Source organism: Microcoleus sp. K1-B1, assembly GCF_036704705.1.
Lineage (GTDB): Bacteria > Cyanobacteriota > Cyanobacteriia > Cyanobacteriales > Microcoleaceae > Microcoleus.
The window spans coordinates 15,080-37,325 of the sequence record NZ_JAUBSH010000019.1; the positions used below are offsets into that span (position 1 = coordinate 15,080).

A 22,246-nucleotide genomic window follows, 5' to 3' on the forward strand; every position below is an offset into this window, starting at 1 on the left:
TTGAAAATATTGCTATTCGGTGATTTCCAACGGACTCGGCGGTTAAAACCGCTTTGTTGACCCTCAATCCCGTGCCGATTAGTGAGAAAAATATTAAGCTAGCTTAAAGGACAAGCGATCGACAGTTCGGAACAAGACACTCGTTTTTTCACAAAAAAGTGGATATTTGCCGTTTTTTTGCTTCAACCTGCCGTCAAAGTACAAAATTACTCGCCAATCAATACATGAATATTTTTAGCAGTCTGCTTTCTAGCCCAACTCAAGCACCCCAAGTCAAAAAACAGCGTCGAGGCATTGAAATTAAGTCTGAACGCGAAATCGAAATTATGCGGCAGGCAGCGAAAATCGTTGCAACGGTACTCAAAGAAATTTCCCAAATGGTGAAACCGGGAATGACTACTGCTGATTTGGATGCTTATGCCGAAAAACGCATCCGTGCTATGGGGGCAACTCCGAGTTTTAAAGGCTATCACGGTTTCCCTGGATCGATTTGCTCTAGCATTAATAACGAAGTTGTTCACGGCATCCCCAGCGCCAAAAAAGTAATTCGGGCCGGAGATGTTCTCAAGGTAGATACGGGGGCATATTACCAAGGTTTTCACGGCGATTCTTGCATTACGATCGCAGTTGTGGAAGTGACTCCCGAATCGGCAAAATTAATCCGAGTCGCAGAAGAAGCTCTATACAAAGGCATCGAACAAGTGAAGGCTGGAGCCTATTTGCTCGATTTGGCTGGTGCGATCGAAGATCATGTCAAAAGCAACGGTTTTAACATCGTTGAGGAGTTTACCGGCCACGGTGTCGGGCGAAATTTGCACGAGGAACCGTCGGTTTTCAATTTCCGCACGCGGGAAATGCCGAACGTGAAATTGCGAGCGGGCATGACATTGGCGATCGAACCGATTCTGAATGCCGGTTCTAAGTACACTCGGACGCTTTCTGACAAGTGGACTGCTGTAACGGTTGACAATGCTATGTCGGCTCAGTTTGAGCATACTGTGTTGGTGACGGAAACTGGTTACGAAATTTTGACCGATCGTTCCAAAGTTTAAGTGGAAGGGTTCAAGAATAATTTTGAGTTTTGAGTTTTGAGTTTTGAATTAAAGATTTAAGAACTTTTTAATCGTTAGATCAAAACCTAACTCAAAACTCTTGAGTTAAACAACAATTTTTTAACTTCCTTCGAGGGATAGAGTGACAAGAAGAGTTAAATTCGGCTAAATTAAAAAATAGTGGTAAAGCGTAAGGGTAACAACTATGTCAGCACGATTATTATTGGTAGATGATGAACCGGGCTTGCGGGAAGCAGTACAAGCTTATTTGGAAGATAGCGATTTTGCGGTTGAGGTTGCCAGTAATGCTCGCGATGGGTGGGAACTCTTGCAGCAGTACAATCCCGATTTGGTGATTTCAGACATTATGATGCCCCAGGTGGACGGTTATCAATTTCTCAAGCAAGTGCGAGAAGATCCTCGCTATAAGGCTTTGCCTGTGGTATTTTTGACGGCTAAGGGAATGACGAGCGATCGCATTCAAGGCTATCAAGCAGGCTGCGATGCTTATCTTTCTAAGCCCTTCGATCCCGACGAATTAGTAGCAATAGTAACCAATTTGCTAGCCCGCCGTGCGGCTGCTAAGGAGACAAGCGAAAATCCTGAAAGTCCAGATATTGCTGCTTTAACAAGCCAAATGGCGAGAATTGAGTCTTTGCTGAGTGGGCGGAGTTCGATCGCCCAAAGTCCTTCGCCGATTAAAATTGATTTAACTCCGCGAGAACAAAGTGTTTTGGATTTGGTTGCTCAAGGTTTGATGAATAAGGAAATTGCCCGCCGCTTGGAAACTAGCGTGCGTAATGTGGAAAAGTACGTCAGCCGTTTGTTTAGCAAGACGGGTACTAACAGCCGTACTGAGTTAGTTCGCTTCGCCCTCGAACACGGCTTGACGAAATAGGAGTCCTCTCGACTTGGCTGGAGGCTGTGCCTCGCCAAGCTGCGTTACCAGGCTCTTCCTGGTAACGAGAATTATGCAACAACTTAGAAATGTTAAGATATAAGTATTGACAGGTATCCGGCGGCTGTGGTATGTCACATCAGCTTGCTGGTGGCAGCGCGGGTGTGCGAAAACTGGTGTGCGAAAACTGGTGTGCGATTCCCTACGGGATAGCTACGCACGCGCGGACTTCTCACCCACTTTGCTTTAAGTCTGAGATGAACACTCGCAAAGGCTGGGGAATTACTTAACGGGAAAACCTGACTGTTTAAGAGTTTTCACGTAGTAAATAGAAAGGCAAACAGTTGACCGGATATGCTCCGTTAAGCAAACTTGCCAAAAACAGTCACAGATAAGGTTATATCCTGTGGAAAAACAAGCCACTATTAATTAATGACTCTGCTCAAAAACGGATACTTGCGAACTGCCGGAGTGTTAAGCAGCCCACAATTTTAGACCCTAGTTAAAGCTCTCAGATTCATCTGTGGAGTCAATCTAAAATCTAAAATCTAAAACCGACTCACAACGCTCTAAAGTAGCCGCAGATGTTGAATGTATAGCAGCACCAAAGTTTAGTTTATACCAGGAGGATACCATGAGGAAAATCACGGCGCGACAAACAATAAGTGCCATAGTAGCACTGCCGATCGTATTAATAGCCAATACAGCTCAAGCTTTTGCCACTGATACAGGTCAGAAAATAGAGCCAATTAAGAAAGTTTCGGATTTTGGCGATGAGCTAGATTTTGATATTGGGCCACCAACCACCATCAGCATTGAAGAAAGCGAGGATTGGGATGAACCTGATTTTACAGCTACTTTAGATATGGAGATTAGTAAATTTATGACAAAAAATCTTCAAGCTGTAATTGATGAGCCGCCCCCCGTAGTTTATCTCAGTGCGGCAAGGGGTCAGTCAAGCAAGGAATGCCGGATTTCAGCGATATGCGAATAACTGAATTGGATTTGGGCGATTTGGGCGATGGCTGGGAGCCCCGCAAACAAAGACTCTTTTGCTGGGTAGAATTGGAGCAATTATCAAGATTTCAGTAAAATCCGGTTGATTTTGCTGGGAATAGGCGAATAACAGAGTATGTATTTTTTTGGGTATGCTTTAATGGCGATCGGCTAAAATAATAAGTATGCAGGCTGAAATAAACTTAACTAATTGATAGTTCCCAGTGATGGGAAATCGCCCAAAAGGGCAGAAATAAAATTAATCATGTGATTCTTCGCTCTCATTGGCAAACGTAAAAAGGGGTAAAAGTATACTTAGAGCAACCGCCAAAACGGTTATGAAGTTCTTAATTGCACTTTCCCCCAGCAGTCGATTCCTTCCATCCGTTACATCCGTTACATCCGTTACATCCGTTAAAAAATCCGTTGCCGAACTTCCATCCGTTACATCCGTTAAAAAATCCGTTACCAAACTTCCATCCGTTACATCCGTTAAAAAATCCGTTGCCGAACTTCCTTTTTTCGGCAGTTGACAGCACCTATCCTGAGCAAATTTTTCAAATATTAATTATGATTAATTCGCACTGCCAGCAAGACACCGCAGCCCAGCAAAACAAAAGTTCGCTGCAAACTCTCTCCCGGACTCTGAGAATGTCTCAGGGGCAATTTTCGCTGATTTTGGTACGGTGCAATTACAGTGCGATGAGAGAGCAAATTGCACGGCAATTGCGGGAGGAGTCTGGGATCGAGCTTCGAGAAATTGTTCTCCCGCCATCTGTTAAAACTCTTTACACGACGATAGAAACCAAAATTTCCTGCAGCCATCCGGCAGCTTTAATGGTGTTTGGATTGGAATCGGTAAGCGCGATCGATCGCCTGCTGACTTCTACCAACTACGTGAGGGAAGAATTTCGGAATAATTTTCCCTTCCCGGTGGTGCTGTGGGTGACAGACAAAATTTTAAAAAAACTGATTCGGTTAGTAACAGATATCGAAACTTGGACGACAAGTGTTGAATTTGTGATTGGCCCCGACGACTTGGTGGATTTCCTGGGCAAAAGTGCCGATCGCATTTTTTCCAACATTTTAGAAAGTGGCAATTGGCGTTTAACTAATTCTGCCATTCTCGGAGCAAATTCTTTGAGTGAACTAGAGTCAGCTAGCCAAGACTTGCAAACTTGCAACATCAGGTTAGAACCCGCTATTGAAGCAAGTTTGCAATTTATTCGCGGTAGGCACGAATATGCTTGTCACCGCATCCCTGCGGCTATTGAATTTTATCAAAAAAGTCTCAGTTTTTGGAAGCATCAAGTAGCATTGATTGGACAAAAAACTGAATTTAGCGATTTGTTATTTACCGTTCACCCAGCACCAGTGTTAGAAGGAATTATGCTATTCCACATCGGTCTTTGCTACCGCTTCCAAGCAGAACAACATCGCAGTGGCAACCGTCCTTACTGGACGGAAGCTAAGAATTATTTTCAGGAATGTATTGATGTTTTAGAACGCGCGGGGCGGCCGGATGCCGTTGGTATATTCATCAATCAACTTGGCGAAGTATTGCAGCATTTAAAAGATTGGGACGCACTCTGGAATTTAGCTATCAAAGCTCGGAGGTTACATGAAAATATGAAAAATTCAGCAGTTAATTTGGCTCAAGATTACGGCTTTTTGGCGAGAGTAGCCTTAGAGCAAAAGAACTGGCAAGGGGCGAAAGAATGGGCTTTAATCGCTCTAGACGTTCTCAAATCAAATTTAGAAGCGACGGGACATGGAACCCATGTAAAGTCGCAGCATCTAGGCTTGTATCTGTTAATTTTAGCAGAGGCGCAGAGTCAGTTGGGTGAGGTGCAGGAGGCGATCGCACATTTAGAGGTTGCTCGCTCGGAAACCGAACCTTGCTACAACCCGCAACTGTATTTGCGGGTTTTAGAAATGCTGCGATCGCTCTATTTTCAGCGGGGAGAATATCTCGAAGCATTTCAAATTAAGCAAGATTATCGAGCGGTGGAACACACGTATCGGTTCCGAGCTTTTATTGGAGCCGGAAAGTTGCAGCCGCACAGAGAAGCGGTTAATTCCGTCGCCGAAACTATTGCAGGCGCTGCTACTATTGCTGACGAAATTACAGCTTCCGGCAGAGAGGAAGACCTCAACCGCTTGATATATAGGATGAACAATACCCCCGACAAACTGACAGTAATTTACGGTCAGTCTGGAGTTGGCAAAAGTTCAATAGTCACGGGAGGATTAGTACCAGCTCTCAAACAAAAAAAAATAGAAATGCGGACTGTTCTGCCCGTAGTGCTGCAAGTTTACAACAACTGGCCGCGGGAATTGACCAGACAGTTATCTGCGGGGAAAGCTGAAATATTCGATCCGGAAAATTCCGAAGCCTTACCAGAAACTGCTCCGGTAGATTTGACCGTAGAAGCAGGCGAAGTCAAGGGAAATCTTATTTCGGGATTTCACGGTGGCTCGGCTGGAAATAATGAGGATCAAGGGGAGCAGTCACAGCCAGTAGAATTAATCATACAACAACAGGCGATCGAATACGAAAACATTATCAAGGAGCTGCAAAGAAACTCCGAACATTTAGTCACGGTTCTGATATTTGACCAATTTGAAGAATTCTTTTTTGTATGGAAAGAGCCAGGGGAAAGGCAGATATTTTTTGATTTTTTGCGGGAATGCTTGAAAATTAAATATTTAAAAGTCGTCCTGTGTTTGCGGGAAGATTACCTGCACTATTTGCTGGAATTTTCCCGACCAAAAAACCAGACAGGATTCGTTAACAACGATATTTTAGAGGACATTCTCAGCAAAAACATTCTGTTTTATTTGGGAAATTTTTCGCTGGTAGATGCGCGATCGGTAATTCGCACTTTAACTGAGCGAGCGCAGTTTTACTTAGAACCGGAGCTGATCGAAGAATTAGTCAACAATTTAGCTGGAGAATTAGGAGAAGTCCGCCCGATCGAACTACAACTTGTCGGCGCTCAACTGCAACAAGAAAATATTAGAACTTTAAGTCAATATCAGGAACTGGGCAACAATCCGCAACAAAAATTAGTCGAAAATTTTCTCGAAGAAGTCATCAAAGATTGCGGCCCAGAGAATGAAGTAGCTGCACGCAGAGTATTGTACTTACTCACAGATGAAGAGCAGATTCGTCCCCTCAAAACCCGCGCCGAATTAGCCTCTAATTTAGCGACATTTGCTGAAGCTGACAAATTAGATTTAGTCTTAGAACTGTTAGTAAACTCTGGTTTAGTTTTTCGCTGGACGGAACTGCCAGCAGAGCTTTATCAGCTCGTTCACGATTATTTAGTTAGCTTCATTCGCCAGCAGCAAGAATTAGATAAAAAGGCCGAATTTGAGGAACTGCGAAAGCAAAACCAAATTAACCGAGATGAAATTGAACAAATTCGCAAAGACAGAGAGCAAGATGCTTTGCTGTCGGAAGCTAGAGACAAACAGTACCAAGCGGAAGCTCAACTTTACCAAACTCGGAGATGGCAATTGCGGGCGGCGGTTCTAGGAGTGCTTGTACTCGCAGGTGTTTCGGGGATGGCTTTCGAGCAAGCAAAATTAGCAGAAAGCGCACGGCAAGAAGCAGAAAAAAGCCGGACTGATGCCCTAAATTCGGCGTCGGAAGCTTTGGTGCTTTCTAATGAAAAAAACCAATTAGGAGTGTTGGAAAATAGTATCAAAATTGGTCGTGATTCTCTGAAAAGTACAGCGCTGCCTGTGGAGACAAAAACTCAAATTGCTGAAAGACTCAGACAAGCAGTTTCCGGGGTGCAAGAACGCAACCGTTTCGAGCAGCACAGCAAGTTTGTTTTGGATGTGAGTGTCAGTCCCGATGGCAATTCAGTTGCTTCGGCAAGTGCTGACAAAACTGTTAAATTGTGGAGCAAAGAAGGTAAGTTATTAAAGACTTTCAATCATCCAGATAGCGTGACGAGTGTTAGTTTTAGTCCCGATGGAAAAACGATCGCGACTGGTTGTGCCGATCGCACAATTAGAATTTGGCAAGTAGATAACGACAAAAGTGCGATTCCCTACGGGATAGCTTCGCTTCACGGCATTTTATCCGGCCACCGCGATATCGTCACCAGCGTCAGTTTCAGTCCCGACGGCAAAACCCTAGCTTCCGCCAGTCACGACAACACCGTCAAAATCTGGAACCTTGCGAACAAAAAATTGCTGCAAACTTTAACCGGACACAAAGACTGGGTACTCGGCGTCAGTTTCAGTCCCGACGGCCAAACAATAGCCTCAGCAAGTGTTGACAAAACTGTAAAACTTTGGAACCGAGAAAGTAAAACCCAGAAATTTAAAATTAATCCCAAAACATTAACCAAACATTATGACATTGTTTACAGCATTAAGTTCAGTCCAAACAGTCGAGAACTTGTCTCAGCAAGTGCCGACACCACAGCCAAAATTTGGAATCGAAACGGTGAGGAAATCAGAACTCTCAAAGGACACAACGATGAAGTTGTCAGCGCGAGTTTCAGTCGCGACGGCAAACAAATTGTCACCGGCAGTGCAGACGATACGGTAAAAATTTGGAGTCGCAGCGGCACTTTGCTCAACACTTTTCGAGGACATCAAGACGACGTAAGGGCCGTAAGTTTTAGCGGTGACGGCACTATTGCTTCCGCAAGTAAGGACAAAATAGTGAAAATTTGGAAACCAGACAGCACTCCGCTAAATAAGATTTTATCGGGACACGGAGACTGGGTTTACAAAGTCAGTTTTAGCGCTGACAGCAAAACAATTGCTTCTGCTAGTGGCGACAAAACAGTGAGACTTTGGCGGGCTGACGGCAGTTTATTTAAAATCTTAGAAGGTCACCAGGATTATGTTACCTGGGTGAGTATTTCCCCTGATGATAAAACTGTTGCTTCGGCGAGCGATGACAAAACAGTGAAAGTCTGGAGTTTAGACGGCAAACTGTTAGATACTCTCAGCCACAGTGGCATTGTTAGAAGCGTAAGTTTTAGTCCCGACGGAAAGATAATTGCCGCCGCAAGTGCCGATCGCAAATTGTACCTCTGGCGCTGGAACGGTTCTAAAGCAACTTTGTTGACAAAACTCGATCACAGCAATCCAGTAATTAGCGTTAGCTTCAGTCCCGACGGCAAAACTATTGCTACTGCTACCGCTGCTGAGGACAAGGCAAGCGGTAAGAAAAAGGCTTTTGAAATTACTGGAGAAAAGAGAGTTTACCTGTGGCAGTTCAACGGTTCGTCGGCGAAAATCCTGAAAACTCTCGACCACCAAGACAGCGTTAAAAATGTTAGTTTTAGTCCCGACGGTAAGACTATTGCTGCTGCTTGCGGTGACAAAAAAGTTTACTTGTGGGAGTTTGATGGAAAGGTGGCGAATTTAACTGAAAAACTCGACAACATCGATACTGTAGAAAGCGTGAGTTTTAGTCCCGACGGCAAATTGATTGCGGCGGCGAGTGGGGGAAATACTGTTAAGCTGTGGGATTTTGACGGCAAGAAGGCGCTGCTATCTAAGACTTTAGAATCGAGCGATCGCGTGTTGAGTGTTACTTTTAGTTCTGATAGCAAAACTCTGGGTTTTGCTAGTAGGGATAGGAATGTAATTCTATTGCCTGTGGAGAATTTGGAACTGAATAATATCATTGCTCGCAGTTGCGAATGGTTGGGAGATTATTTGCAGAATGACCCGAATGTTGCTGAGGGCGATCGACTGCTGTGTCTTGGGTTTGGGAAGCAGGCATTAAAGAAGAGGAAGTAAACCTTAAGCTAGGAGGGGCTAGAAGCCCATCCCACAAAAATAATTTTTTCTTGTGGGGAGTAGGGGTTGGGCTTCTAGCCCGCCCGAAAATTTAATTAAAAGGACTTTTGCAAGATAAGACGGCGGTTAAAACCGCCGGGTATTCTTAAAACATCTATCTATTGACGAATTTTTTGTGTTGTAAATTTGCAGTAAATTAGACTAATAAACTTAACAGCATATCAATCCGCCATTCAAACAAAAGGTAAACCACATGGATGTCAACTCCCAAAATGTCCAACCAATCCCGCCATTCAACGAGACAAACGAGGAAACACCAGAGATAGGTGGCGGTTTGCCCGTAATAGAATATTGGGCAGAACATACATTGTCCCCAGAAGGCCCGAAACTTTGGAAAACTTTGCTGCACAAAAGTGCTTGTTTGTCCTGTTCTTGGGGCACTGGCGGGCAGAAAGGAGGTTTTACAAATGAAGAGGGCGAAAAACTTCAGCGGTGCATGAAAAGCGTCGAAGCAATCTCCGCTGAAATCAAGCCGGCTATCTCAACTCAATTTTTTGAACAGCAGAGTATTGCACAACTTCAGCAATTAACTTCAATGGAAGCCGATAGGTTGGGAAGGCTGAGTTTTCCGATGATTTTGCGGGCTGGTTCCTCTCATTACGATCGCATTTCTTGGCAAGAAGTTTATCAAATTGCCGAAGCTGCCTTTCGCAAAACCCCCGAAAGAGTGGCATCTTACAGTTCTGGCCGTTCTTCCAACGAAGCGGCTTTTCTGCTGCAATTGATGATGCGGGCGATGGGTTCCAATAACTTAGCAGATTGTTCCGATCTCTGCCACGCTCCCTCGACAACTGGCTTAAGCGAAATGTTTGCTACCCGCACCTCGGTAGTGAGTCTAGAAAACTTGAAGCAAGCAGATTGCGTTGTGCTCGCGGGCAGCAATTCTTCCTACAACCATCCCCGCTTGATGAACGAATTGATTAAAATTCGCGACAAAGGCGGTAAGATAATTGTAATCAATCCGGTGATGGAAATCGGGTTAGTTAAGTTTGGTTCTCCCGCATTTCCAGTCAAGTCGCTCATCCCCGGTTCCGATATTTCCTCCTTATACTTGCAACCAATTCCCGGCAGCGATACGGCGCTCTTTGTTGGCATTCAAAAGTCTATCATCGAACAAGGATTGCTGGACGAAAAATACTTACAAGCCTATACAGAAGGCTGGGAAGCAGTAGTCCAGCACGCCCGCGAAACCGATTGGGAAACTATTACTAAAACCTGCGGGGTTTCCCAAGCAGAAATTGAGGCAGCAGCCAAAATTATCGGCACGTCCCAGCGGGTTGTCTTCGGTTGGGCGATGGGAATTACCCAACACGATAACGGTGTAGATAACGTTTTCAGCATTGCCAACACAGCCTTGATGACTGGAAATGTCGGCAAAGAAGGGGCGGGATTAATGCCCGTCAGAGGACACTCAAACGTCCAAGGATTCGGCTCTATGGGCGTCACTGTGAAGCTGAAAAAAGAAATTCAACAAGCTTTAGAAAAGTTATTGAATCGTCCCCTCAGTCCTGTTAAGGGCTACGACACTCGATCGCTCATTGAAGCAGCCGATGCAGGCAAAGTCGATACACTGATATGTCTGGGCGGTAATTTGTACGGGGCGAATCCAGATTCAAATCAGGCAAAAGAAGCTTTAGGTAAAATTGAAACTATTATTTACCTCGCAACCAAACCTAATTTAGGGCATTTTAGCGGATTGGCAAAGCACAATACAATTGTGCTCCCCGTGCTGAATCGCTTTGAAAACCCCCACAAAACAACGGTGGAATCTGGCAATAACTTTGTGCGTTTAAATGATGAGGGCGAAACTCATCTCCAGAATTCTGATTTGATTTCTGAAGTGCATTTTTTGACAGAATTAGCCAGCAGAATTCACGGCTATTTCCCTGTTGATTGGCGCAGACTGCAAGACACAAAATATGTTCGGCAATTGATTGCTAAAACTATTCCTGGCTATGAAAAGATGGCGACAATTGATGAAACCAAAGAGGAATTTACTATCAGCGGTCGCATTTTTACAGAACCTAAATTCCCTACAGAGTCTGGGAAAGCGAAGATGTTTGTCACGCCTTTACCTAAGCTGAAATTACCCGAAGCGAAAGAATTTGGCGCATCAGAATCAACACAGGGTATTGTGGTGGCATTGATGACGGGACGCAGCTATTCTCAGCATAATACTGTGGTTTACAAAATTGATGACAAGTACCGGGGAATGCCGCACCGCAACTGCATTTTGATGAATCGTGCGGATGCAGAAAGCACGGGTTTTCAAGAACATCAGCGGGTTACGGTGCAGGGCAATGTGGGGAAAATGGAAAATGTCGAGGTGATTTACGGGGCGGTTCGTGAGGGTGCTGCTTTGATGTTTTATCCTGAAGTTAATGTGATTTTTCACCCGGAGATTGAAAAGCGATCGGGCACGCCTGCTTACAAGCGCGTACCTGCTTTTGTATACGCGGAAGTTGGGCAACGGATGTAACGGAAGTAACTGATGTTAGAATTAGCTCTGCCTTATTTCTTCTGCCTTATTTCTTCTATAACTCACATTTTAGAGGATTTGGAAGAACAGGCAAGAGGCCTGTTCCACAAGGAGTTAATTTTTTGTGGGTCGGGCATCTTGCCTGCCCATATGCAAGTTTTAATCAACTCTTAATTTGCAAAGTTCTACCGCGCCAAGTGCATCCCCAACTGGTTTCAGTTTTAATCGCAGAACCGATCGCCATCGCCGGCACTAACGCACCTCCCAAACCTCCCAACCGCCAGTATTTTGTAGGACATTCAGAAATCTGGGTACCGAAGTGTCGCAAAGTGTAATGCTGCAAAATTACGATTACGGATAAACAGATAGTTAACCAGGTAATTGGTTGGTTGGTCGCGGCTGACAAGCGAATTTCAAAGGTGGTATCCGCCACGTGATTTATCCGTGGAATCAATCCAAAATCTAAAATCTAAAATCCTCAAGAAAGAGCATTTATCCGTGGGGTCGCCTCTAAAATCTAAAATCTCAAATCTAAAATCGATTGACCTGCTAATATTTTAAGCCGGGAGTCGTTGAGATGCTGTTGCAGGGTTGGCCCGATCGCCTTGGTGTCGTCTGTCGAGCGATCGTCTACAATTAAAACCTCTAAATTGTCCACAGACAGCGGTGTACTCTCCCTCATGGCGATCGCGCCATCCCGAATATTCTCTGCCTCGTTGTATGCTGGTACGATTACCGAAACTTTAGGGAACTGCGCGGCGGGTTCCGGTGAGGGCCTCGCGGAACTTCTGTCAGTTCAAGGCGCATTTTTGACCGATCGGCGCAAATTCTTAGTGTAAGCTCTATTTACAATGAGAGAAAAAATTAGCAGGGTTAACAATATCAAAGCGAACTGACCTCAAAATTTCGGTACACGATTTGTCTCCCTAAATATTAAAAAATATTAAAACAAAAAGCTAGTCGATCGCCCGAAAAGTTATTTTGACCGAAAGCATCCAGGATACAAGCCCCCGGATTCATCCCTGGGGTCAATGCTTCAATCTCAAATCTCAAATCTCAAATCTCAAATCGATTGACCGAAAGCATCCAGGATACAAGCCCCCGGATTCATCTCGCGCCAGTCAATGCTTCCATCTAAAATCTCAAATCTCAAATCTAAAATCGATTGACCGCCTCTTTTGCTATAATTTGTGAGCATCTTTCGGCTCGCTCGCAGCGAGGGGCAAGACCCCTCACCCAGACAGCGACCGAAAAGCCGAGGATAGATATCAGTTGTCAGAGGAGAGTGCAATGGGCGAATTTTTTACAGCCGATGTGTTTGCGAACACGATAGCGGTACTCGGCGCTTTGGGTTTTTTCTTTTTGGGATATCAAGCTTTGCAAATGTTGAAAAGATAAAGTATGTCAGAACACAGATGTTGCACCATTGTCAAGAACGGGCAAGATGCCCGTTCCACAAAGAATGATTTTTCTTGTGGAACAGGCATCTTGCCTGTTCCTAAACAAGTAATTGAGAATGGTGCAACATCTGTGTCAGAAGTCAGAAGTCAGAAGTCAGAAGGAAAGAAGGAAGAGGGAAGAAGGAAGAGGGAAGAAGGAAGAAGGAAAGAAAAAAGAAGGAAAGAAAGAAGAAAGAAAGAAACAACTATTCCGAATACCCAATTCCCTGTTTTGCCAATGCCCAATGTCCTGTTTTGCCAATGCCCTGTTTTACCAATGCCCAATGCCCTGTTTTGCCAATGCTCAGGAACACCTAATTTATTTGAAAAAGGCTATACAACTGACTCAACAGTGCAACTGTTTCTTGCGAAAATCAACCAAAAAAAGGCTGCGTTATTATCATGGTGAGCCAACTTTTAGATGGACGCTATCAAATCATTGAAGTCATAGAAACAGGAGAATTTGGGCAAACCTATCTGGCCAAAGATATTCGCCGTCCCGGAGAACCGCAGTGCTTTGTCAAGCACCTGCGTCCCGGTACTACCGAACCGAAATTAATTAATACTACGCGCCGTCTTTTTCAAAAAGAAGCTGAGGTTCTAGAAAAGCTCGGTCAACACGACCAAATTCCTCAGCTATTCGCTTATTTTGAAGAAAATGAAGAATTTTTCTTAGTTGAATCCTTTGTTGCTGGTCACTCGCTATCAACCGAGATTGTACCGGGCAAACCTCTAACTGAAGAAAAAATGATTCCTTTGCTGAAGGAACTGTTAGAAATTTTAGTGTTTGTACACGGACAGGGAGTAATTCACCGAGATATTAAACCGGCTAATTTAATTCGCCGCTATTCCGACAACAAGTTAGTTTTAATCGACTTTGGCTCGGTGAAAGAAATTCACATCGCGCAAAGACAAGCGCCAGTAACTGTGCGGATTGGCACGCTGGAATATATGCCGATCGAACAATTTCAATACAACCCGCAACTAAACAGCGATATCTACGCTTTGGGAATGATTGGCATCCAAGCAATGACGGGTTTGCCGGCTTACGATTTGCCGAAACTGCGGGATTTGAAAAATTCTAATAAAGGCGAAATTGTTTGGCGGCATTTAGCCACCTGTTCCCAAGCGCTGGCCGATGTTTTGGACAATATGGTGCGCTACGATTTTCGGGAGAGGTACCAGTCGGCGGCGGAAGCTTTAGCCGATTTGAGGAAAATTGGCGATCGCTCGCGGGCGCGGATTCCCAAGCTAACAATATATCGCGAAGAAGTCGATCGGCGCAGCAGCAGCCGGGGTGATATTACAATCGTCGGTCGGAGAATATTAGATGAACTGCGCGTCAGTTTGGAATTGCTGCCAGAAGAAGCAGAGGCGATCGAAGATGAGGTATTGAACCCTTACCGGAAATACAGGGAAAAAGGCGAACGCTACGAACAATCACTGCAAGAAGCAATGCAGCAAGAATATCCCTTTTCTCTGGAAACTCGCGACGAGTTAAAACGCTTGCAGCAAGTTTTAGGGCTTACCGACGAAGATGCCGCGAAAATCGAAGAATTAGTCATTCCTAAATCTTTATTTGCTAAATTGTACAAGGCGATATCCACAGTTTTGGAGGGACACCGCAACCCCAATCTGCCACCACCGAGTAGCGCCCCTCACCTCGAATTGCAGGCAAGTCCAGTGGTATCCTCGCAGGTAAATCTGAACGGAAAAACCGATTTGTCGAGCTCCAGCCCAGCAGCACTTGTCCCCAAAGAAACTCGCAAATTCAATCCTTATCTTGCCGGGGCAACAATTGCGGCTATCTTAGCTGCGATCGGCGGAGTTTACGGATATCTCAAGTGGCAAGAATGGCAGCAGCGAGCCCAGAAAGAATCCCAACAGCTCAATCAAATTGAAGCTTTTTATAAAGCCAGCAATTATGAAGGCTGCATCAGCCAAATACCAACAATTGCCGACACTTCCACCACCTATTCGTCCGCTCAGGAGTTACAAGAACAGTGCCAAGCAGGTTTGCGCTGGAAGAACGCCAAAGTCAAAAATTTCGCTCAGCATTTAGATGCAGTTGGGTCTGTTGCTTTCAGTCCAGACGGCTTAATGTTAGCCAGCGGTTCTAAAGACAAAACCATCCAAATTTGGGATTTAGCTACAGGCAAGTCGATCCGCACTTTTCCAGGAGATTCCTCCACTATTTGGTCTGTTGCTTTTGACTCAAACGGTACAAAACTGGCGACTGGAACCGGTTTTTGGCGAGTCATGTTGTGGGATTTGAAAACAGGGCAAGTGATTCGCAGTCTCGACCACACTGCTTCTGTTTGGTCTGTCGCCCTCAGCCCCGACGGACAGCTTGTGGCTAGTGCCAGCGGAGACAAAACCACAAAGATTTCGGATGCAACAACTGGCCGTTTGATTCAGAGTTTTCCAGACCATACAGATTTTGTTTATTCTGTTGCTTTCACTCCAGATGGAAAAAGTTTGGTTAGCGCTTCTAAGGATAAAAAAATTACAGTTGTGGATGTCGCAACAGGGGCGTTGCTCAAAACTATTGAGGGACACGGCGACGCGGTGAGGTCGGTTGCTGTTAGCCCGGACGGCAAGACAATTGTTAGCGGTTCCTACGATGAAAGTATTAAAATCTGGAATATCGAAACAGGAGATTTAATTCGCTCTATCAATGGACATTCTGACGATATTGTCTCGGTTGCTATCAGCCCGGACGGGAAGTTTATTGCGAGCGGGAGCAAGGATAAAACTATTAAAGTTTGGGATTTTGCTACGGGAGAATTGCTGAATACTTTGACGGGACATTCCGATGAGGTTTATGTGGTGACTTTTAGTCCCGATGGCAAAACTATTGCTAGCGGTTCTAAAGACAATACTATTAAGTTGTGGTTGAGGTAATCAGAAGGAAGTTCGGCAACGGATTATGTAACGGATGTAACGGATGTAAAGGATGTAACGGATGTCAGGAAGAAGGAAGAAGGAAGTTCGACAACGAGCAATGTACGGGATGTAACGGATGTAACGGATATCAGGAAGAAGGAAGTTCGGCAACGAGCAATGTACGGGATGTAACGGATGTAACGGATATCAGGAAGAAGGAAGTTCGGCAACGGATTGTGTAACGGATGTCAGGAAGAAGGAAGAAGGAAGAAGGAAAAATAGTCATTGACGCACAGACTATACTTATAGGGTGGGCAGTGCACACCTTACTACTACAGATAGTGTAACAATTGAAAAGTTGTGTCTACGACTGAAGAAGTCAGTCAACAGTCAACAGTCAACAGTCAACTGTATCCATTAGTCATTGGTCATTTAATTGCTGTAATTCAGCTCGCTTTTTAAGGTTTGGGGAAAGTGCCAATAAGGCGTTTCTAATTCGTCCTCAGTTGGAGAATTTTCAGTTGAGTTCTCTCGGATTTGAAAAAAGTGGTAGAGGTTAGCCACAGTTAAATCGGATATTTCTTGCCAATTCGAGGCAGCTAAACCTTGATAGCCAGTAGCGATCGCCTGCTGGCTGACATAAAATTCGTATCTCCGGCGGATTTCCGGCGACACAGCGAAGGTTAGCTGGTCGCGCAAGGATAGAAAGTGAGACTTTTGCTTTAAACTTTCATAAAGTGAAGGTTCCGGAGCTAATACCGCGAATGTAGTGTACACGCTGCTTTTTAAACTCTCGCCGGTGAGTTTATCTAAACTAGCTAACTGGTGCTGCTCTTTTGGAGACAAAGTTTGTATCCAATCAACCTCATTTTGCCAAAATTCTATTACACTTAAATCATGACCGAGAATCCTAGTAACTTCAGGAAATAAAAAATCTAGTTCTGGTTCGGATTGACATCCTTTAACAACAGTTAGAAGATTTTGACAAATTTTTGATTGGAGTTCCAGCAGGCGATCGCTCACCATATCGTAGGCCCGCTGCAAGTGAAACGTGACCCCGATCGCCTGCTCGATCGCCCAAACACATTCCATTTGCCTGAGCTGTCCAGCACAACACAGCCCCTCCAACAAACTAGAATTATCATAAATTTTTAAAGCCTCAAACAGCATATCCCGCCCGCTATTAATTTCGGAATTCCGAAGTTTAAGATCTGGCACTGTCAGGGCTGACTGACAGCGTTTGATAGCTTTAGAAAAAATCTCATAACCGTTAACCAGTTTCTGGCGGTGCATTTCAAAACTTGAGTCGTGAGCCACCTTAAAAATCTGCTGGATCACCTCTACTCCTCTATCTTTGAGGATGTGTCTGAGATCAATAAATCCGTCTTTAATTTTTAGCTTCTGGTGCTTTGCCTCTTCTCGGATTTTTAATACTTGGTTGAGGTTTACTGCTGACAAAACTGTGCTCGATACAGCGCCAATACCAATGACAGCAGCAGTCGCTTGCATCACTGCCAAATTAATTTTCAGACAGTTAAGCATTCTGTATATTTTTTGAAACCCCTGATGAGTTTGAGCCACCTGCAACGGCGCCAGTGTGACGTACACGGGAGCTACCAGCGGCTGTATGGGGCCACCTCCGGCTAACTGTGCCAGCAATCCTATAACTCCGCGCGAGGATAGAGTTTCACTTCTTGATTGATAAAAAATTTTTGCGAGCTCCACAAACTCCCCTGTCACCGGATCTCTAGCAGCAGGGAGCAATTTTCCTGTTTTGGTAGCAGGCTGTACAAGGTTGCCACTATTGAGTAGCGCCTGAGTTGCAGGGGTGAATATATAATCCATGTTGTGGCTCAGTTTCCATTCAAAAAGGCAGATGTTTTGTATTGTATGCTGTTTAGGGAAACGAGAGATGAAAGGAAATGAATGAGTATCTCAAGGCATTCCAGGCTATTACCCTGTTTAGCGATCGATTGTTGGCAGACGAATATCAATCCGTGGAGATTAAACAGTCAGCTACCCAACTCAGTTTAGATGTGGAACCTTGTATTGACGAAATTAAGCAATCTGCCATCAGACTCAAAGAGCTACTTCAGGTATGTTTCAAAGATGTATCTCAGGCTGAGGATGTCTGGAATAGCAAGCCGAGAATTGCGGGAGCATCTCCTGTTGATGTCTGGGAGCAAATTGGCGAACTAAGCGGATGCGATGTGAGAATTCGCACTTTAGGAAAACAGGGCAAATATGATGCTGTTGCTAAAGTTCGCAAATCTTGGAGCGACAAGGCAACCAAGTTAAAAAATCACTGGTTTTTGTGGGATAAAAACTCTCAAGTCTTTCAAAGAGATACTATTGGTTTTTTTGAAAAAGATAACTTGCACAAAGAGTTGCGGAATGAAGTTGATTCCCAGGCAGAGCGAGTGATTTTAATTATGGAGAATCAACTAAGTTTAATTTTTAAAGAATTACAATCTATTGATATAGAAAAAATTGAACTTTGTATTGAATGCTTTGACCTAAACAGTCAGTCTAAATTTAGAGAGCGACTACAATCACTAGGCGGGGAGATTGTATCGAAGTTTACGGAGCCACTGAAATATTTGCCCGATTCTTATATGAAGAGTTTTAAAGAAACGCTGAAAGAACCTGTAGAGACTCTGGTTCATAAAAGCAATTTGGGAATCAGTTTAGTCGATTTTGAAGAGTGCTGTAAAGTGATTGGTTTAATCCTAGACAAGGTGATTTTAGCAATTTTTGAGGAGCGCATGAAACTGGCAATTCAAACAGTTGAAAAAGCGATTAAATTCTACAACATTTTTTTAGAGAAGCAGGCGCGGTATCAGAAAGAGACGCCGGAACAGCGAGCTGCGGAAAAAGATTGGATCGAATGCCAGCGGCAGCAACTCAGGGAAGTTCAGCAGTATATTGATGCAGTCATAAATCATTAGTGGTTAGTCATGAGTCATTAGTCATGAGTCATTAGTCATCAGTCATCAGTAGAGTTCTTGCAAAAGTCCAATTCACCCCCCGCAAGTCCCCTACCGTGTACACAGAAGTTGATTCTGAGCTAGTTTCCATCCCAAAAAAATGGATTCAAACTGTCGGAGTCTATGAACAAGCATAGGCATTCCGGGATGTGTTTGAGAACTATAACCAGACCAACCCCCAAGTCGAGCGATTAACCAAGTAGCCCCAGGCAAGGAGGCGGGAGGATAGGGGTTTTGTAATTTTTTGACGTAGAGATTTCTCGATACTTTCAAAACTTGACAGATCCGTTGGCTCTGTATTTCTGTGAAGAATTTCTGCTGCCCCTTTTAAGTATGCTTTTAGCTGCTGTTTATCTTCGGGTGTCATTTTCTTTACCTTATGCTTTTTTTACGATTTTACTAAGTTTTTCACTGTAGATATTTTTTCAGAGACTTGGAAAAATGAGATGCACCCGTTATTAATCGTGTCGCCAACTGTGCGCGAACTTTCTGTACCAAAGCTATTATCGGGGATAATTTGGGCGATCGCAGGGAAAGGAAACAGCAGTAAAAATGCAAAAAATAGGGCGGAAGATTGACGCTGCATCTTTGAAGTCTGGTTAATTTAGTATTAGCAAAATAGCAAGGGGTTAGCTAAAAGCTGAAGATTACCTATTGAGGTACGCAAACACCCGTCGGTTTCGGACTGCGAAGAGATGCACCACCACCCGAATTATAGGCTACCAGCCTTACTTGTCCTCGATCGTCCATTACCCAACCTTGAGCGGGCATAATTTCTTTGGGGCTAATTTCTTCTATGGATGCTCTTTGGGTTTCTATTTGCGGACTTCCACCTACCGCTGGCTCCACCCACGCAAACGGCGATGGAGCGCTGCTGAGAACCTCGTGAGGACTCGGTGGCAATCCCCCTCGACCAGTCACAGTAAACTCGTTCTCGGCCCCTTGGATGCAGGGATTTGCAGCAATTAACGCAGCCGGATTGACCACATTTTGTGGCAGTTCCACTAAACCTTGAACGGGATTGACTCCCACAGAACTAAATGTTACCGCCCCTTGCAAAGCCGGGCCGCCACTTTGGGAAATCGCGGCGATGTCGCTGCTTTTAAGCAGAGATGTAGGACTTACTTGCAACGCTGCAAATTCGGCGTCACTAAGCCCCAACCTGCTTCTGACTTGTTCGCGACTCGCTGCTGTAAAACCGAAGACATTGGGGACATCGATATTGACGCGGCCGCCGCCTGCTGTGCGGGCGTTGGCTGTGATGTCGCTGTTTTCTTGCGGGAGGGCGACAAGAATGTCGCTGTTGATGTTGATATTGCCGCCGTCAGAAGTGCCTGCATCGGTGGTAATTCGGCTGTTGCGGCGCAATTGGATGTCTCGCGCTTGCAGGTTAATATTTGCTCCAGTACCCGATACAGTCGTGCCGTCAATCATCGCTTTGTTATCAAGAGCGATCGAATTTGCGACAACATTGATATTACCAGCCCGTCCGGTTCCCGTAGCCTGCACTGTCACTGTAGCTCCATCTCTGACAATTAGTCGATCGGTATTCAGATTCAACGAACCGGCATTTGCCGTCGCCTGGGAGTTAGTACCAAATATCTTGCCCACCGAAGCATCAATTGTACTGATAAATAGACCATTATTTCCGCTACCGCTGACCTCAATGCGATCGGCATTAACAGTAATATTCCCCACATCTCCCACCCCCAAAGAACTCGTAGAAACTACCCCCCCATCCCGCACGGTTAGGCTGGGCGTATCAATGCGAATATCTCCGCCCCGACCAGAGCTCAAAGTTCCAGAACTCAGCGCACTAGCACTCTGAATTCCGCTGGTCAAAAGTTGAGAAATACCTGAAATTTCTACTGATTCAGTAGCTCTAACTGTTAAATTTCCAGCAGGCCCCCCATCCTCTGAAAACAAAAACCTGCCCACTAAAACACCCGTTCCTACTGTAAACGCAGAACCCCCAGAGAGAGTCAACCGCTTGGTTTCGACGTTAATATTCCCCGCCCTTCCGTTTGAGCCGATACTCAGGGTGCTAATTCCGCTTGACACAACTGTTGGCGGGCCACTGTTAGACAATTCTACTGATTCAGCAGCTTTAATGTTGATATTCCCCGACGGGCCGCTGCTGTAACTCGTCGTACCGAGAATAGAACCATCGCGCATAATTAAGTTCGCGACATCAACACTAATGCTTCCTCCCGCACCGGTACTTTCTTTAGCTGTCCCGCTGTTAATTCCAGAACCCACCATCTCAAAAGTATTGGCGCGAATGATTAGATTTCCGCCATTTCCACCCCCAAAAGTGATGCCGCTACCTACTACCCCATTGTTGAAGAGCAGGCGGCCGGTGTCGATCGTAATATCGCCCCCCGAACCAGCACCAGCACTAGCATTAAACAGCATCATTAGCGGGTCAAAGGGGTCTGTAGTTCCCGATACCAAATATTTAATTGCAAGCTGTTGATAGCCCTCAACTCCCAGCCCGATCATTTCTACTGAATCAGCAGCGCGGAAGTTGATATTACCTCCTGCACCATCTCCTAGAGTCAGGGTAGAAAATTGCGTGCCGTTTTCCACTCGCAACTTTTGAGCGCTGATATCGATACCTCTACCATCAATATTTCCCAGGGTCAGCGCATAAATTCGCGCCCCGCTGAGGGCGACATTTCCACCTTTTAACTCTACTCTGCCGCCACCAATGCCGCTGGTGTTGATCAGTGTTCCATTGGATATTTGAATATTGCCGAAGTTTTGAATATTATCATAATTTAAAGTTAAATTTCCCTTTTCTCCCGCTGTCAGTGCGAAATTAACTAAACCGGGACTGGCTGCGCTACCGAGTAAAATTTGTCCGCCGCTGGCGGTTAAATTGCCACCTTGGAGTTGGATGTCGCCGCCAATGAGTGCTAAAGTTTGACCGGATTCTACTGCTAAACCAACTCGATCGCTAATTGGGATTGGCACAGCAGAGGCTGGCAGGTTTACCTTTCCTAAAGCCGTCGATTGGTTGACAATTGCACCGGGATTGTCTCTAAATCTTAAACCAACGGGAATATTAACGGTTAACAGCGGGGAGGTTTGCGGGTTGGTGCTGCTGAATTCAAAGCCGTTATTAAACACAATACTGTCAGCCGTTGAACCGATAAACGAACCGCGCAAATCTAACCGCGCATTCGGCCCGAATATAATTCCTTTCGGGTTAATTAAGAATAAATTCCCGTTGCCTAAAACTCCCAGAGTTCCTAAAATATTTGAGGGGTTTGGGCCCGTAACGCGGGTGAATATGTTGGTGACTCCGCTGGGATTGTCAAAATAAGCTCCCCGCCCTTCACGGATGTTAAATTCGCGCAAGCTGTGAAAGAGGTTAACGCCACGAGTTGCGCCGCCAGTGATTCTATCTGAGGGTAAGTTGTTGATAGTATCGGGGACAGTCCGCGAACTTTCCGCGCCCAGGGAATTATCGGGGATGATTTGGGCGATCGCGGAAGTGGGAAATAGCAACAGGAAAGCAAACAGTAGGGAGTAACTTACGGGCGGGCTAGATGCCCAACCCCTAGTACCCACAATAAAATCTACTCTTTGTGGAACAGGCATCTTGCCTGTTATTGAGAATGGTGCAAATAGTAAAGAGTAATGGACGGGAGGCATAAAAACACTTT

At 45.0% G+C, this 22,246-nt stretch carries 16 protein-coding genes and 2 pseudogenes; 10 read left to right on the forward strand and 8 right to left on the reverse strand.

The annotated features are described in order from the left end of the window. Positions 1 to 224: 224 nt before the first annotated feature. The 6 genes from map (at position 225) to QUA83_RS09700 (ending at position 11,263) form a co-directional block, all read left to right on the forward strand. Positions 225 to 1,052, forward strand: coding sequence for a type I methionyl aminopeptidase (map, locus tag QUA83_RS09675; RefSeq protein WP_333102021.1), 828 nt, complete (start codon positions 225 to 227; stop codon positions 1,050 to 1,052). 205 nt (positions 1,053 to 1,257) lie between these two features. Beyond that, positions 1,258 to 1,950 carry a response regulator transcription factor gene (locus QUA83_RS09680; RefSeq protein WP_333068795.1) on the forward strand — a complete coding sequence of 231 codons (693 nt, stop codon included), beginning with the start codon at positions 1,258 to 1,260 and terminating at the stop codon, positions 1,948 to 1,950. A gap of 131 nt (positions 1,951 to 2,081) precedes the next feature. Beyond that, a complete protein-coding gene (locus tag QUA83_RS09685; RefSeq protein WP_333292811.1) occupies positions 2,082 to 2,240 on the forward strand; it encodes a hypothetical protein in 159 nt (52 codons plus the stop codon). A 344-nt stretch (positions 2,241 to 2,584) separates the two neighbouring features. Next, positions 2,585 to 2,944: a hypothetical protein gene (locus QUA83_RS09690; protein ID WP_333292813.1), complete on the forward strand. Its 360-nt coding sequence runs from the start codon at positions 2,585 to 2,587 to the stop codon at positions 2,942 to 2,944. 572 nt (positions 2,945 to 3,516) lie between these two features. Then, positions 3,517 to 8,724, forward strand: a complete 5,208-nt coding sequence (locus tag QUA83_RS09695) for an nSTAND1 domain-containing NTPase (RefSeq protein WP_333292815.1) — start codon at positions 3,517 to 3,519, stop codon at positions 8,722 to 8,724. 253 nt (positions 8,725 to 8,977) lie between these two features. Beyond that, positions 8,978 to 11,263, forward strand: coding sequence for an FdhF/YdeP family oxidoreductase (locus QUA83_RS09700; protein ID WP_333292817.1), 2,286 nt, complete (start codon positions 8,978 to 8,980; stop codon positions 11,261 to 11,263). A gap of 163 nt (positions 11,264 to 11,426) precedes the next feature. On the opposite strand, the gene QUA83_RS09705 is transcribed toward QUA83_RS09700, so the two are convergent. The 3 genes from QUA83_RS09705 to QUA83_RS09715 all read right to left on the reverse strand — a co-directional run bounded on the left by QUA83_RS09705 (position 11,427) and on the right by QUA83_RS09715 (position 12,461). Beyond that, complete coding sequence (locus QUA83_RS09705; protein WP_333292819.1) at positions 11,427 to 11,696, reverse strand: hypothetical protein; 270 nt, start codon at positions 11,694 to 11,696, stop codon at positions 11,427 to 11,429. Between the two features lie 84 nt (positions 11,697 to 11,780). After that, positions 11,781 to 11,996 carry a glycosyltransferase gene (locus QUA83_RS09710; protein WP_333292892.1) on the reverse strand — a complete coding sequence of 72 codons (216 nt, stop codon included), beginning with the start codon at positions 11,994 to 11,996 and terminating at the stop codon, positions 11,781 to 11,783. A gap of 330 nt (positions 11,997 to 12,326) precedes the next feature. Further along, entirely contained in the window at positions 12,327 to 12,461 is a 135-nt protein-coding gene (locus QUA83_RS09715) for a hypothetical protein (RefSeq protein ID WP_333292821.1), read from the reverse strand. Between the two features lie 203 nt (positions 12,462 to 12,664). Here QUA83_RS09715 and QUA83_RS09720 point away from each other — a divergent pair, with 203 nt between their 5' ends. Genes QUA83_RS09720 through QUA83_RS09730 form a run of 3 tightly spaced genes read left to right on the forward strand, consistent with a single transcriptional unit; the run spans position 12,665 to position 15,830 of the window. Beyond that, the gene (locus tag QUA83_RS09720; protein ID WP_333292823.1) at positions 12,665 to 13,111 is read left to right on the forward strand and encodes a hypothetical protein; all 447 of its coding nucleotides are present in this window, start codon (positions 12,665 to 12,667) and stop codon (positions 13,109 to 13,111) included. Then, a complete protein-coding gene (locus QUA83_RS09725; protein ID WP_333292825.1) occupies positions 13,105 to 15,606 on the forward strand; it encodes a protein kinase domain-containing protein in 2,502 nt (833 codons plus the stop codon). Before QUA83_RS09720 ends, QUA83_RS09725 begins: the two co-directional genes overlap by 7 nt. Beyond that, entirely contained in the window at positions 15,594 to 15,830 is a 237-nt protein-coding gene (locus tag QUA83_RS09730; RefSeq protein WP_333292827.1) for a hypothetical protein, read from the forward strand. Before QUA83_RS09725 ends, QUA83_RS09730 begins: the two co-directional genes overlap by 13 nt. Positions 15,831 to 16,020: 190 nt before the next feature. On the opposite strand, the gene QUA83_RS09735 is transcribed toward QUA83_RS09730, so the two are convergent. Next, a complete protein-coding gene (locus tag QUA83_RS09735; protein ID WP_333292828.1) occupies positions 16,021 to 17,433 on the reverse strand; it encodes a hypothetical protein in 1,413 nt (470 codons plus the stop codon). 77 nt (positions 17,434 to 17,510) lie between these two features. Between QUA83_RS09735 and QUA83_RS09740 the strand changes: the two genes are divergently transcribed. Then, positions 17,511 to 18,536 carry a hypothetical protein gene (locus QUA83_RS09740; RefSeq protein ID WP_333292829.1) on the forward strand — a complete coding sequence of 342 codons (1,026 nt, stop codon included), beginning with the start codon at positions 17,511 to 17,513 and terminating at the stop codon, positions 18,534 to 18,536. A gap of 90 nt (positions 18,537 to 18,626) precedes the next feature. On the opposite strand, the pseudogene QUA83_RS09745 reads toward QUA83_RS09740, so the two are convergent. The 4 genes and pseudogenes from QUA83_RS09745 to QUA83_RS09760 all read right to left on the reverse strand — a co-directional run. Next, a pseudogene (locus QUA83_RS09745) lies at positions 18,627 to 18,821 on the reverse strand (IS4-like element ISSysp3 family transposase); the annotation flags it as partial. After that, positions 18,790 to 18,942, reverse strand: a pseudogene (locus QUA83_RS09750) (ISKra4 family transposase); the annotation flags it as partial. The pseudogenes QUA83_RS09745 and QUA83_RS09750, both read right to left, overlap by 32 nt. Positions 18,943 to 18,963: 21 nt before the next feature. Then, complete coding sequence (locus QUA83_RS09755) at positions 18,964 to 19,161, reverse strand: hypothetical protein (RefSeq protein WP_333292831.1); 198 nt, start codon at positions 19,159 to 19,161, stop codon at positions 18,964 to 18,966. A 65-nt stretch (positions 19,162 to 19,226) separates the two neighbouring features. Then, a complete protein-coding gene (locus QUA83_RS09760) occupies positions 19,227 to 22,181 on the reverse strand; it encodes a two-partner secretion domain-containing protein (RefSeq protein ID WP_333292832.1) in 2,955 nt (984 codons plus the stop codon). Positions 22,182 to 22,246 lie beyond the last annotated feature (65 nt).